Origin of the sequence: Paraburkholderia ginsengisoli NBRC 100965, from assembly GCF_000739735.1 — a bacterium.
Lineage (GTDB): Bacteria > Pseudomonadota > Gammaproteobacteria > Burkholderiales > Burkholderiaceae > Paraburkholderia > Paraburkholderia ginsengisoli.
In genome coordinates this window covers 621,879-635,243 of the sequence record NZ_BBJF01000005.1, presented here as the reverse complement: position 1 = coordinate 635,243, position 13,365 = coordinate 621,879, and the positions used below count along the sequence as shown (strand labels likewise).

8 protein-coding genes are annotated in these 13,365 nt (G+C 65.5%); 7 read left to right on the top strand and 1 reads right to left on the bottom strand.

The window, feature by feature from the left end:
- Positions 1-42 precede the first annotated feature (42 nt).
- The 4 genes from BGI01S_RS12055 to BGI01S_RS12040 all read left to right on the top strand — a co-directional run bounded on the left by BGI01S_RS12055 (position 43) and on the right by BGI01S_RS12040 (position 8,946).
- Positions 43-2,577 (top strand): penicillin acylase family protein, encoded by a 2,535-nt coding sequence (locus BGI01S_RS12055; RefSeq protein ID WP_042325553.1) that lies wholly within the window; start codon positions 43-45, stop codon positions 2,575-2,577.
- A 517-nt stretch (positions 2,578-3,094) separates the two neighbouring features.
- The gene (locus tag BGI01S_RS12050) at positions 3,095-4,270 is read left to right on the top strand and encodes an efflux RND transporter periplasmic adaptor subunit (protein ID WP_232624396.1); all 1,176 of its coding nucleotides are present in this window, start codon (positions 3,095-3,097) and stop codon (positions 4,268-4,270) included.
- Positions 4,271-4,280: 10 nt separating this feature from the next.
- The gene (locus BGI01S_RS12045) at positions 4,281-7,484 is read left to right on the top strand and encodes a multidrug efflux RND transporter permease subunit (RefSeq protein WP_042325549.1); all 3,204 of its coding nucleotides are present in this window, start codon (positions 4,281-4,283) and stop codon (positions 7,482-7,484) included.
- On the top strand, positions 7,477-8,946 hold the full coding sequence (locus BGI01S_RS12040) for an efflux transporter outer membrane subunit (protein ID WP_042325547.1): 1,470 nt from the start codon (positions 7,477-7,479) through the stop codon (positions 8,944-8,946). Before BGI01S_RS12045 ends, BGI01S_RS12040 begins: the two co-directional genes overlap by 8 nt.
- A gap of 49 nt (positions 8,947-8,995) precedes the next feature.
- On the opposite strand, the gene BGI01S_RS12035 is transcribed toward BGI01S_RS12040, so the two are convergent.
- Positions 8,996-10,414: a trypsin-like peptidase domain-containing protein gene (locus tag BGI01S_RS12035; RefSeq protein ID WP_042325545.1), complete on the bottom strand. Its 1,419-nt coding sequence runs from the start codon at positions 10,412-10,414 to the stop codon at positions 8,996-8,998.
- 283 nt (positions 10,415-10,697) lie between these two features.
- Between BGI01S_RS12035 and BGI01S_RS12025 the strand changes: the two genes are divergently transcribed.
- The 3 genes from BGI01S_RS12025 to BGI01S_RS12015 all read left to right on the top strand — a co-directional run bounded on the left by BGI01S_RS12025 (position 10,698) and on the right by BGI01S_RS12015 (position 13,362).
- Entirely contained in the window at positions 10,698-11,219 is a 522-nt protein-coding gene (locus BGI01S_RS12025) for a 2,4'-dihydroxyacetophenone dioxygenase family protein (RefSeq protein ID WP_042325541.1), read from the top strand.
- Positions 11,216-11,953, top strand: coding sequence for an SDR family NAD(P)-dependent oxidoreductase (locus tag BGI01S_RS12020; protein WP_042325540.1), 738 nt, complete (start codon positions 11,216-11,218; stop codon positions 11,951-11,953). Before BGI01S_RS12025 ends, BGI01S_RS12020 begins: the two co-directional genes overlap by 4 nt.
- A gap of 107 nt (positions 11,954-12,060) precedes the next feature.
- Entirely contained in the window at positions 12,061-13,362 is a 1,302-nt protein-coding gene (locus BGI01S_RS12015) for an MFS transporter (protein WP_042325539.1), read from the top strand.
- The last annotated feature ends 3 nt before the right edge of the window (positions 13,363-13,365 follow it).

The following is a 13,365-nucleotide window of genomic DNA, read 5'->3' as shown; positions in this document are numbered from 1 at the left end:
CGCGATGCGCTTCAACGCAACAGCCTGACCGGGAATTAGCCTATGCCTTCGAATGCATTGCTGCGCGAACGTGGCCGTTTCGGTCGACGGGTCCGTCTGCTCGTCGCGCTGCCCTTCATCGCTGCGGGCTTGCAAAGCTGCGCCGTCCCGAACCCGAACGCCGACACGCACACCGGACCGTATCAGGCCGAGATCCGCCGCACCGCGCTCGGCATTCCGCATGTGAAAGCCGGCGACTGGGGCAGCCTCGGTTATGGCTATGGCTACGTGCAGGCGCAGGACAATCTGTGCACGATGGCCGACGGCTTCGTCACGTGGCGCGGCGAACGCTCGCGCTACTTCGGCGCTGACGCGCGCCCCACGGCCGAAGCGACTTTCGAACAACCCGCCAATCTCGACGCCGATTTCTTCTTCCGTTTCATCGCCGACGATGCGGCCATCGCGCGCTATCGGCAAAGTCAGACCGCCGAAATGCGGGCGTTGATCGACGGCTTCGTCGCCGGCTACAACCGCTATGTCGGCGAGCTTGCTCGCGGGGATTTTCCTGGCGCGCATGCGGCATGCCGCACGTCGCCGTGGGCTGGCAAGATCAGCAACGCCGATGTGTACCGGCGTCTTTACGCGGCAAACCTGGCCGGCGGCGCCGTGCGTTTCGTCACCGCGATCGCTACCGCGAAGCCGCCCGCTGGCGCTGCTGCCGGGCCAACGCCAGCGGCTGCACGCAGGCCCGAGCGCGGCGATACCCACGCGGGAGCCGAAGCCGACCTCGCCTTCGCCGCGCCGCTGGCTCACCTCGGCGGGCACTCCGGCATCGGCAGCAATGCGCTCGCATTCGGCGCGGACGCGACGCACAGCGACAGCGCATTGCTGCTCGCCAATCCGCACTGGTTCTGGAACGGCCCCGACCGCTTCTACCAGGCGCAACTGACGATCCCCGGCAAGCTCAACGTGAGCGGCGTGTCCTTTCTCGGCGTGCCGCTGATCGTGATGGGCTTCAACGACAACGTCGCGTGGGCGCATACGGTCTCCACCGCGAAGCGCTTCGGCCTGTTCAGGCTGACACTCGTGCCGGGCTCGCCAACTCGCTATCAGGTCGACGGCAAGACCGAAGCGATGACGCCGACGCAAGTGAAGGTCGACGTGCGCGCGCCCGACGGTTCGCTGCATAGCGTATCGCGCACGCTGTATCGTTCGCGCTTCGGGCCACTCGTCAATCTCGGCGCGCTGTCGCCGGCGCTCGCGTGGAATGGGCAGCAGGCGTTCGCGCTGCGCGATATCAACGCGGACAACTTCCGCGTGTTCGAAAACTTCCTCGAATGGAACCAGGCAAGTTCGCTCGACGACTTCATCCGCATCCAGAAGAAGAACGCGGCGCTGCCGTGGGTGAATACGCTGGCGATCGGCCGGGGCGATCCGCGCGTCTGGTACGCGGACATCGGCGCGGTGCCGGACGTACCCGACGAGCTCGCGCAACGCTGCACGCCGCCGGTTGGCAAGGCCCTCGCGCAGACGATGCCGGGCGTGCCGTTCCTCGACGGCTCGCGCAGCGATTGCGACTGGCGCACGCAACCGGGCGCGGCGCAGCCGCGCGCGCTGCCGGTCGCGCAAATGCCCAGCCTGTTGCGGCGCGACTATGTCGGCAACTTCAACGGCAGCTACTGGCTCAGCAATCCGGCTGAACCGTTGACCGGCTACGCGCAGATCATCGGCGCGACGCAGACGCCGCAGTCGCTGCGCACGCGCCTCGGGCACAGCATCGCGACGCAACTGCAACGCGATCCGCAAGGCGTATCCGCCGATGCGCTCGGCCGCGCCGCGCTCGACAGCCGTTCGATGTCGGCGCTGCTGTTCAAGCGGCCGGTGCTCGATCGCGTGTGCGGCAGCGGTGCGGTGGCTCAACCGCATGCCGATGCGCAAGCGGATGCGGATAGCGCCGACAAGACCGCCGATCTGCGCGAGGCCTGCAAAGTGCTCGCAAGCTGGGACGACACGGCCTCCGCCAGTGCCGTCGGCGCGACGTTGTGGGACGAGCTGTGGCGGCGTCTCTTGACGATCCCGCCGGCGCAACTGTACGCGGTGCAGTTCGATCCTGCGCAACCGCTGACCACGCCATTGGGCATTGCGGCCGACCCCGCCAAACTCGCCGCCGCATTGCGCGACGCGATCGCCGCGCTTCACCAAGCCGGCATCGCGCTCGCTGCACCGCGCAGCGCCGCGCTCTACATCGACCGCGACGCCGAACGCATTCCACTGTTCGGCGGTTGCGACGCGGGCGGCTACTTCACCGCCGCGTGCGCGGCCCATCCTTTCGACGCGCGCGGCTACTCGATGGACGTCAACCCGAGCGGCGACACCTACCTGCAAATCGTGTCCTTCGCCGGCGACGGCGACGTGCTCGCGCGGACCCTGCTCGCGTCGTCCGAATCCGATGACGCGGCCTCGCCCCACTACGCCGACGCGACCCGCGACTACGCCGCGCGGCGCTGGCTGAGCGTGCCGTTTTCCGAAGCGTCGATCGCGCGCGATCCCGCGTTGAGCGTGCGCACCCTGAGTTCGTCGGACGCGCAAGCGCGCTGATCGTCACTCTGGCATGGAGAACCCGAGCGCATGTCCACCCAACCCGCGCAGACTCCATTCGCTTTAAACCGCGATTGCGCTTGCGATAAGCCGGTTTGTGAAAACATAGCGATGGTCCGGTCAAAAGCGCACGGGAATTTGACAAGCAAGTCAAACCTTGTAAGATCGACACAAGTTTTTTCGGCGACACTTAAAAGTATCGCGACCGTTGTCCGCATGAAAACGCACTGCTGAAACACCCTATCCAGATACTGGCCTTCAGTGAGAACGCGCATGACATACCTGGCTTCGATTACGGCGTGGGTTCAGGCAACGGGAAGTGGGACGCACACGCGTAAAAAATCGTCGGCTGCAATGGCCGCGCAGAAAACGTAAAGACCGCCCTGCCGTCAGCGCCCCTCGACGGCCATCGCACAGCAAGACCGTAAGACCGCAACCGATCCAAAGCGCAATTAAGAGTGCCTTCATCGAGGAGTTTCTCTTGCTCTGCTCCGCGTCCCGCTTGTGTAGTCGTACCGTGTTCGTTGTGATTGCCGGTCTGCCGCTCGTGCTCGCCGCGTGCGGTGACCGCCAGGATGCGCCCGCCGCGGCCATGCCGCCGGTTCCCGTGCTGGTCGAAACGGTGGCCGCGTCGAACGTTCCCGACGTCGTCGAATTGCCTGGCCGGATCGAGGCGGTGCGCACCGCGGAGATTCGCGCGCGGGTCGACGGCATCGTCGAGCGCACGCTCTATCAGGAAGGCACGGACCTGCCGGCCAACGCGCCGCTGTTCCAGATCGATCCACGCGACTATCGCGCGCAATTGCAGCAGGCGCAGGCCGCGCTTACGCGCGCCACCGCCGTGTACAAAAATGCGGCTTCAGTCGTGGATCGCTTCAGGCCGCTGCTCGAACGTCACGCCGTCAGCGCGCAGGAAAACGACGACGCGCTCGCGTCGATGCAACAGGCCCAGGCCAACGTCGCCGATGCGCAAGCCGCCGTCACGCTCGCGCAATTGCGGCTCGAACGCAGCGTCGTCCGCACGCCGATCGCCGGACGCGTGGGCCGCGCACAGGTCACCGAAGGCGCGCTCGTCAGCGCAGGCGCGGCCACGTTGATGGCGCAGGTCAATCAACTCTCGCCGATCAATGCGGTGTTCACACAATCGAATACGGCAATGCTCGACGTCGAGCAGCAGATTCAATCGGGCGCGCGCAAGGCAATCGACATGAAACACGTCGAAGTCGAATTGCTGCTTGCCAACGGCCAGGTCTACAGCGAGCGCGGCTTCATCGACTTCGCCGATCTGGTCGTCGATCCGTCGACCGGCACGCAAACGGTGCGGGCCCAGTTCGCCAATCCGTCGCGCACGCTGTTGCCCGGACAGTTCGTGCGCGGACGCATCATCACGGCGGGCAACCGGCAAGGCATCCGGATTCCCGAGCGCGCGGTGCAACTGGACAACGGCATCGCCAGCGTGGCGCTCGTTTCGGACGAAGGCACCGTGGTCCATCGCAACATCGATCTCGGCGAGCAGGGCGAAGGACGCTGGACCGTGCGCGACGGGTTGAAGCCCGGCGAGCGCGTGATCGTCGACGGATGGCAGAAGGTCCAGCCCGGCCAACGTGTCGACGCGCGCCCCGCCCCCGTGGCGGGAACGGCAGCGGGCACGGGAACGGCGGCAACGCCGGCACCGGCTTCCGCCACGCGCTGACGGGAGCCCGATGAATCGATTCTTCGTTTCCCGCCCGGTCTTCGCCTGGGTCATCGCACTGTTCACGGTGCTGTTCGGCACGTTGGCCGTCGCGCTTCTGCCAGTCGAACAGTACCCGGACGTGGCGCCGCCCTCGCTCAGCATCTCGGCCATCTTTAGCGGCGCCGACGCGCGCACGCTGGAGCGCACCGTCACCTCGATCATCGAAGACGAGATGAACGGTATCGAGAACTTTCTTTACATGTCGTCGGTGAGCCGCTCCAACGGCACCGCGCAGATTACGGTGGTGCTCAAGCCGGGCACCAATCTCGACATCGCGCGCACGCAGGTGCAGGACCGTTTGAGCCGGGTCGAGCCGCGCCTGCCGCTGGAAGTCCGGCAGCGCGGCATCAGCGTGACCAAGGCGTCGTCGGGCTTTCTGATGCTGCTTGCGCTGCAGAACGCCGACGGCACCACCAACGCGACGGCGATGGGCAACTTCGCGTCCAACAACATCGTCAACGAGTTGCGCCGCGTCGATGGCGTTGGCGACGTGCAGCTGTTCGGTTCGTCGTACGCGATGCGGATCTGGCTGGACCCGACTAAACTCGCGGGCTTCGGTCTGTCGGCGAGCGAGGTGTTGCAGGCCGTGCAGGAGCAGAACAGCCAGACGGCGGGTGGCGGACTCGGCGACCAGCCCAACACCGACCGCTCCGAGTTCACCGCGCAGATCGTCACACAAAGCCGCTTCTCGACGCCGGAGCAGTTCCGCGAAATCATCGTGCGCGCCAATCCGGACGGCTCGACCGTGCGTCTGGGCGACGTCGCGCGCGTCGAGCTCGGCAACGACAGCTACGGCAACCGGCTCACCGTGAACGGCAAGGAATCGGCGGGCATCGCGATCCAGCTCGCGAGCGGCGCGAACGCGCTCGCCGTCGCCAATCACATCCGCCAGCGCATGGCCGAATTGCAGCCGACCTTCCCGCGCGGCGTGACGTGGGCCGTACCGTTCGACACCACGCCGTTCATCACAACGTCGGTGCACAGCGTGATCCGCACGATGATCGAGGCGCTGCTGCTCGTCACCGTCGTCGTGTTCCTGTTCCTGCAGGACTGGCGCGCGACGCTGATTCCGACGCTGGTCGTGCCGGTCGCGCTAATCGGCACCTGCGCGGGGCTGTATCTGTTCGGGTTGTCGATCAACATCCTGTCGCTGTTCGGGATGGTGGTGGCAATCGGTATCCTCAACGACGACGCGATCGTGGTGGTCGAAAACGTCGCGCGCATCATGCGCGAGGAACGACTCAGCGCGCCGCGCGCCACCGTCAAGGCGGTCGGCCAGATTTCCGGCGCGGTGATCGCGAGCACGCTGGTGCTGGTCGCGGTGTTCATTCCGATGGCGTTCTTCCCCGGCTCGACCGGCGGCATCTACCGGCAGTTCTCGGTGACGCTCGCCGTGTCGATCATCCTGTCGACGCTGCTCGCGCTCACGCTCGGCGCGGCGTTGTGCGCTGCGTTGCTGCGCAACGAAACCTATAGCGGCACGCCGCCGACCAGCGCGGCCGGCAGACTGTTGCAGCGCGTGTTCGACGGTTTCAATCGCGGCCTCGGCGCGGGCACCGACCGCTATATTCGCGGCGTCGATTCGATGCTGCGCTCGCCGCTACGCTGGCTGCTGATGTTCCTGGTGGCCTGCGTGATCACCGCGTGGCTTTTCATGCGGCTGCCCGGCGGCTTTCTGCCGACCGAAGATCAGGGGCATCTGTTCATCACCTACACCGGCGCGCCGGGTTCCACCGAGCAACGCACGCAACAGGCGATCAACCAGGTCGAAGCGTTCTTGCGCCAACAGCCGCAGGTACGCAATGTGGCGTCGGTCACCGGTTTCAGCTTCTTCGGTCAGGGACAATCGGCGGCGCTCTCCTTCGTCGATCTGAAACCGTGGGACGAACGGCCTGGTGAAGCGAACTCCGCGAGCGCGCTGGTGCGCCGCGCGAACGGCGCGTTCCGGCAGATTCCCGAGGCGATGATTTTTGCGCTCGATCCACCGGCTATTCCGTCGCTCGGCAACGCGACCGGCTTCACGATGAAGATTCAGGATCGCAGCGGCGTCGGCGGCGACGCGCTGCAACAGGCCGCGCGACGCATCATGATCGAGGCGGCACAGAGCCCGGTGCTCGCGGGCGTGCGCTCCGAGGGCATGCCCGAGGCGCCGCAACTGTACGTGGAGATCGATCGCGTGAAGGCGCGCGCGCTGGGCCTGCAGATCGGTCAGGTGAACCAGGCGCTGGCGCTGTCGTTCGGCTCGAACTACGTGAACGACTTCGTGTTCGAGGGCAATGTGCTGCGCGTGTTCCTGCAGGCGGACGCCGACCATCGGATGCGAGCGGAAGACGTGAGCGCGCTGCGCTTGCGCAATAACCGCAACGAGATGGTGCCGTTCTCGGCGTTCAGCCGCGTGCGCTGGATTTCCGGTCCGCAACAGCTCGAACGCTATAACGGCTTTCCGTCCGCGACCGTGTCGGGCCAGGCGGCGGCGGGCCGTTCGAGCGGCGCGGCGCTCACCGAAATGGAGCGCATCGCATCACGCGTGCTCACCGGCAATCTCACGTACGAATGGACCGGCACCGCGTTCGAGGAGAAACAGGCCGGCGGACAGATCGGTCTGCTGCTCGGACTGTCGCTGGTGGTGGTGTTCCTGCTGCTCGCCGCGTTGTACGAAAGCTGGGCGATTCCGGCCTCGGTGCTGCTGATCATTCCGTTCGGCGTGATCGGCGCGGTCGTACTGACGATGCTGCGCGGCCTCTCCGCCGACGTGTACTTCAACATCGGGCTCGTGACCATCATCGGGCTCGCGGCCAAGAACGCGATCCTGATCGTCGAGTTCGCGATCAAGGAGGAATCCGAAGGAAAGGATGCGATTGTGGCCGCCAAGAACGGCGCGCAGCAGCGTCTGCGTCCGATCCTGATGACCAGCGTGACCTTCGTGCTCGGCATGATGCCGCTGGTGCTCGCAACCGGCGCGGGCGCGGCGAGCCGGCGCGCGGTCGGTACCGGCGTGATGGGCAGCATGTTGACCGCGACGCTGTTCGGCATCTTCTTCACGCCGCTGTTCTATGTCGCCGCGCGCCGTTGGCTGAGTCGCAAGAAACGCAAGGTCGATCTCGACGACGATGACCTGGCCGCGCCCACGTCCAACGGCGGCGAACCGGTGGGAGGCAAGCAAGATGCGTAGGCGCCTGCTCATCCCGCTGCTGCCGCTCGTCTGCTCGCTGGCCGCGTGCAATTTCGCGCCGACCTATCGCCAGCCCGAACTGCCGATCGCCGGGCGCTTCGACACGCAGGCGACGCCCAACGCCGAAGGCACGCACCTGGCCACCGAGATCGACTGGGAAACATTCTTCGCCGATCCGCACCTGAAGCTGCTGATTGCGACGGCGCTGCAACGCAACCGCGATCTGGCGGCGTCGGTCGCGCGCATCGAACAGGCGCGCGCGTTCTATCGCATCCAGAACGCGCAGCGCTTCCCGCAAGTCAACGTGAACGCGGGCGCGACGCGCACCAAGGCGCCACTCGCTTCGATCGATCCGGAATTCGGCAACAGCGACACGTCGATCCAGTTCAATCAGTACAACGTGCAGGCAGCGGTGACGACGTTCGAGCTGGATTTCTGGGGACGCGTACGCAACCTGAGCGAAGCCGCACGCCTGCGCTATCTGGCGACCGTCGATGCGCAGCGCGCGTTCCGTCTGTCGCTGATCGGCAATGTCGCGGCGATCTATTACGCGATCCGCTCGGGCGAGGAAGGCATCGAACTCGCGGAGCGGACGCTCGAAAGCCGCCGCTACGCGCTGGAGGTCGCGAAGCTGCGGCTCGATGCGGGCGTCACGTCGATGGTCGATTACGAGCAGGCCGCCATACTCGTCACGCAGGCGCAGACCCAGTTGGCGGAACTGCAAAGGACGACCGCGCAACAGCGCAATCAACTGGAGGTGCTGGTCGGCGGACCGATGCCGGAGACGCTGCGGGACACGCTACCCCAGGCCGCGCGGATCGCCGACGCCAAACAGTTCAACGAACTGGACCCCGGCCTGCCGTCGGCGTTGCTCGTCAATCGGCCCGACATCGTGCAGGCCGAGCAGCAGCTGCGCGCGGCGAACGCGGATATCGGCGCGGCGCGCGCGGACTTCTTCCCGCGCATCGCACTGACGGGAAATTTCGGTTATGTGTCGGCGGAACTGAGCGACCTGTTCGTGCCGGGCAAGCAGGCGTGGTCGGTGGGCGCACTGGTCGCGATGCCGATCTTCGATGCCGGCCAGCGTCAGGCGCAACTCGCGCAGACGCGCGCGCGACGCGATGAACTGGTCGCCGATTATCAGCGCACCGTGCAGACGGCATTTCGTGAGGTGTCCGATGCATTGATCGGACGGCAACGGTACAGGGAACAGATTACCGCGCAGGAACAGGCGGTCGAGGCGCAGCGGCAACTCGCCGAGACGGCCGAGCTTCGCTATGAGAATGGGATCTCGATCTATCTGGAAGTGGTGGATGCGCGGCGCAATCTTTTCTCCGCCGAGCAGCAGCTGATTCAGCTTCGCGCCACCGCGCTGCAGAACGGCGTGTCGCTTTATGTTGCACTGGGCGGTGGCCCCGACGCGCCGCAGGTGCAGGCGGTCGGGAGCAACCAGTCCAATTGAGGCACTACGCGTGGCGCACGGTGCCGTTCGTCAATGTCCCATCGGCCGATCAGCCGAGGTTCACGGTCACCGACGCTTCTTCACCATCGCGCACCACGGTCAGCGAAACGCTGTCGTCGGCCTGCGTGATCATCTGCTTGAGCTGCTGAACGTTGCGAATCAGCTTGCCGTCCACCGCGACGATGATGTCGCCGGCCTGGATGCCCGCAGCGGCAGCCGGACCACCCGCCTGTTGCACGACCACACCGCCAGGCAGCGACGCTTCCTGTTGCTCGTCGGCGGTGAGCGGACGAACCGCCACGCCGAGACGCGGACGAGCCTGCTGCTCCGGCTGCTGTTGCAGTTGCGGCGCGCGCGGCGTCGCGGACGCCAGTTGCGACGACTGCGCGCCGACCGTCACCGACAGCTTGTGCTCGGCGCCGTTACGCCACACGCTGATCGTCGCGATGCTGCCCGGCGTCAGTTGGGAGACCTGGCCCACCAGTTCGCGCGTGCCCTCGATGCGCGTGCCGTTCACGCTGACGATCACATCGCCCTGGCGCAAACCGGCCGCCTGGGCCGGGCCGCTCGGATCGATCGAGCCGACCAGCGCGCCGTGCGTCGACGCGAGGCCGAGCGACTTCGCCTGCTCGGCGCTGACCGGCTGCACGCCCACGCCAATGCGGCCGCGGCTCACATGGCCGGTGCGCACGAGTTGGTCCTTCACGTGCATCGCTGCGTCGATCGGAATCGCGAACGACAGACCCTGGAAGCCGCCGGTGCGCGAGTAGATCATCGAGTTGATGCCGATGACTTCGCCGTTCAGATTGAACAGCGGACCGCCCGAGTTGCCCGGATTGACCGGCACGTCGGTTTGAATGAACGGGATCGGGCTGTCGTCGGAGAACTGGCGAGCCTTTGCGCTGATGATGCCCGAGGTCACCGTGCTGTCGAAGCCGTACGGCGAGCCGATCGCCACCACCCATTCGCCGACCTTGCTGTTGGCCGGGTCGCCGATCTTCACGGTCGGCAGATTCGAGGCCTCGATCTTCAGCACGGCGACGTCGGAAGTCTTGTCGGTGCCGACCACGCGAGCGCGAAATTCGCGGCCGTCCGTCAGCTTCACGGTGACCTTCTCGGCACCTTCGACGACGTGGTTGTTCGTCAGCACGTAGCCGTCCTGGCTGATGATGAAGCCCGATCCGAGCGCTTCGCCGCCGTGCCCGCCTTCGCCATCCTCGCCACCGGTCGCGGCCTGCTTGGCGCCGATGTGCACGACCGCCGCGCCGTAGCGCGTCACGATGCCGGAGAAGTCCGGCGCCGACGAACGCGTACCGGTGATGCCTGACGAAGCGCCCGCGCCGGCGACCTCGCCGTGCGCCTCGCCGACGGCGGCGTCGGCCTGGCGATGGCTGATCGCATAAGTACCGGCGATCGCGAGCACGACGCAAGCGGCAGCGCTGCCGCGCCAATATTTCTTCGTGGTCATAGTCTGGGAATGTGCGGTGGGTTACGTGGAGGTTGCGTACTGTAGGGGCCGCCACTTAAAGGAGGCTTAAAGATGGTGAGCGATCACGAGGGGCCGCCGGGCGGAGATTCTCGGCGCTTTGGAGACGTCGATCGCGCCACGCCGAAACAGTCGAGGACCGCGCCGCGCCGCGCTGCGGGCGTGGTCAGTGATTTCCCCAGGATTGACCTCGATCAAAGGCATTCCGATAATAGCCATATCGTGGACTTCATGTCCACAATGCGGACATTTCAAAAGGATCCCCATGCCAGAGGCTAGCCACTCCCCCATGACGCCATACCAGTTGCCGTTCCCGAAGGAAGCGCAACAGGAAATCGTCGTTCCGTTCGCGATCCCGACCGATGAGCGCGTCTGGGTCCCGCAAGCCGAAAACGTATCGTTCCGCCCCCTGTGTCTGAACGCGTCGCAGGGCTACTGGATGAACCTGCTGCGGGTTCGGAAATCGGGCGTACTGAGCCGCCATCGTCATCCGCAAAGCGTGCACGGGATGGTGCTCAAGGGCCGCTGGCGTTATCTGGAGCATGACTGGGAAGCCACCGAAGGCAGCTACGTGTACGAGCCGCCCGGCGAAACGCACACGCTCTACGTGCCCGACGACGTCGAGGAAATGATCACGTACTTCCAGGTCAACGGCGTGATGTTCTACTGCGACCCATACGGCAACTACACCGGCTACGAGGACGTGTTCACCAAAATCGACATGTGCCGCAAGCACTACGCGGCGGTCGGCCTCGGTGAAGACTACGTGGACCAGTTCATCCGATGAGCACGCCCGCCAGCCTCGCCCGCTACGATTTCTCGGGGCGCGTCGCGGTCGTGACGGGTGCGGCCGGCGGGATCGGCCGCGCGATCTGCGATGCGTTCGCGCGCAATAGCGCGGTGGCGGTCAACTGGGACCGCGTGCCCGGCGAGCAGGATACGCGTCACTTCGCGGTCGATATCACGCGTCCCGAGTCGATCGAAGCCGCGCTTGCGGCGACGCTCGACGCGTACGGCCGCATCGACTACCTGGTGAACAACGCGGGCTACGCGGGCCCCACGTTGCCGCTCGACGAATACGATCCGCTCGAATGGCAGCGCGTGATCGACGTGAATCTGCTCGGCACGTATCACGTGAGCCGTTTCGTCGTGCCGGCGATGCGGCGCGCGAACGCGGGTCGCATCGTCAATGTCGCGTCGCTGGCCGGCAAGGAAGGCACGCCGAATGCTTCCGCGTACAGCGCGGCGAAGGCCGGTGTGATTGCGCTGACCAAGTCGCTCGGCAAGGAACTGGCGCGGACCGGCATCCTCGTGAACGGCATCGCGCCCGCAGCGGTGGAAACCACGCTGCTCACGCAGATGTCGCCGGCTCATGTGCAAACGATGATCGACAAGAGCCCGATGGCACGACTCGGCACGCCGGATGAAGTCGCGCAACTGGTCTTGTGGCTTTGTTCGGATTCCTGTTCGTTCAGCACCGGCGCGATTTTCGATCTGTCCGGAGGACGCGCGACTTACTGATTTCCCCATTGTAGAGTCTACTGTAGTGCCTGTTGTAGATCTCGCCGTAGCCTCGCATCCGCACTATTCCAAACACACTCGCAAGACCTCTTGCGCAGGAGACAAACATGCTTCAGAAGTCACAGCGTCTGAAACGCATCCAGGTGATCGCGGTCGCCTTTCTGACGGTCGCGGGCATCATCAATTATCTCGATCGCAGCACGCTGTCGATCGCGAATCATCTGGTCAGCGAGGAACTGCATCTGTCCGCTTCGCAGATGGGTCTGCTGCTGTCGGCGTTCTCGCTTTCCTACGCGTTCGCTCAGTTGCCGGTGGGAGCCCTGCTCGACCGTTTCGGTTCGCGCGTGATGCTCGGGCTCGGCATGCTGGTCTGGTCGATCGCGCAGATGATGGGCGGCTTCATCCAGTCGCTCAATCATTTTCTGTTCGCGCGGGTTGTGCTCGGCGTGGCCGAGGCGCCACTGTTCCCGGCCGGCGCGAAGGTCGTCAACGAATGGTTCGCGGTGCGCGAGCGCGGCCGGCCGACCGGCATGTTCATCTCGTCGTCGACCATCGCACCGATGATCGCGCCGCCGCTGCTCACCGTGCTGATGCTTTCCTTCGGATGGCGAACCATGTTCGTCATCATGGGCGCGCTCGGCATTCTGGTGGCGGTGGGCTGGTACATGTTCTACCGGAACCGCGATGAACTCACGCTGACCGAAGCCGAAACGGCGCACCTCGAAGAAGGCTCACTGACCGCCGCAGCTCCGAAGGGCCTGAGCTGGTCCGAATGGGGCGCGCTGTTCAAGCTGCGCAACACGTGGGGGATGATCTTCGGCTTCATGGGCGTGATCTACATGGTGTGGCTGTATCTCACGTGGCTGCCCGGCTATCTGGAGAAAGAGCGTCATCTGAGCATCGCGCATACCGGCTGGCTGGTGTCGATTCCGTACATCTTCGGCACCATCGGCATGCTGAGCAGCGGCGTGATCGCCGACTATCTGCTCAAGCGCGGCATGGCGCCGATCCGCAGCCGCAAGTGGCCGCTGTGCATCGGACTGATCGGCGCGGCGGCATTCACCGTGCCCGCCGCGTACACGCCGAGCACCACGCTCGCGATCGTCTATGTGTCGTGCGCGATGTTCTTCGTGAATATGTCGAGCGGCACCGCGTGGGCGCTCGTCAGCGTCGCGGCGCCGCGCCACCTGGTGGCGTCGCTCGGCAGCATGCAGAACTTCGGCGGCTATCTGGGCGGCTCGTTCGCGCCGGTGATCACGGGCATCGTCGTCGACCAAACGCATTCGTTCGTCAACGCGTTGCTGATCAGCGCGGGCGTCGCCTTCGCCGCCGCGTTCGTCTACCTGTTCGTCGTGAAGGAAGTGGCGCCCGCGCCGCTGCCGGACGCCATCAAGACACAACCAACCTGAGCA

What these genes read in the sequence shown, in the direction of transcription:
- BGI01S_RS12055 (WP_042325553.1), top strand. Translation starts at nt 43, where the DNA reads ATGCCTTCGAATGCATTGCTGCGCGAACGTGGCCGTTTCGGTCGACGG.
- BGI01S_RS12045 (WP_042325549.1), top strand. Translation starts at nt 4,281, where the DNA reads ATGAATCGATTCTTCGTTTCCCGCCCGGTCTTCGCCTGGGTCATCGCA.
- BGI01S_RS12040 (WP_042325547.1), top strand. Translation starts at nt 7,477, where the DNA reads ATGCGTAGGCGCCTGCTCATCCCGCTGCTGCCGCTCGTCTGCTCGCTG.
- BGI01S_RS12035 (WP_042325545.1), bottom strand. Translation starts at nt 10,414, where the DNA reads ATGACCACGAAGAAATATTGGCGCGGCAGCGCTGCCGCTTGCGTCGTG.
- BGI01S_RS12025 (WP_042325541.1), top strand. Translation starts at nt 10,698, where the DNA reads ATGCCAGAGGCTAGCCACTCCCCCATGACGCCATACCAGTTGCCGTTC.
- BGI01S_RS12020 (WP_042325540.1), top strand. Translation starts at nt 11,216, where the DNA reads ATGAGCACGCCCGCCAGCCTCGCCCGCTACGATTTCTCGGGGCGCGTC.
- BGI01S_RS12015 (WP_042325539.1), top strand. Translation starts at nt 12,061, where the DNA reads ATGCTTCAGAAGTCACAGCGTCTGAAACGCATCCAGGTGATCGCGGTC.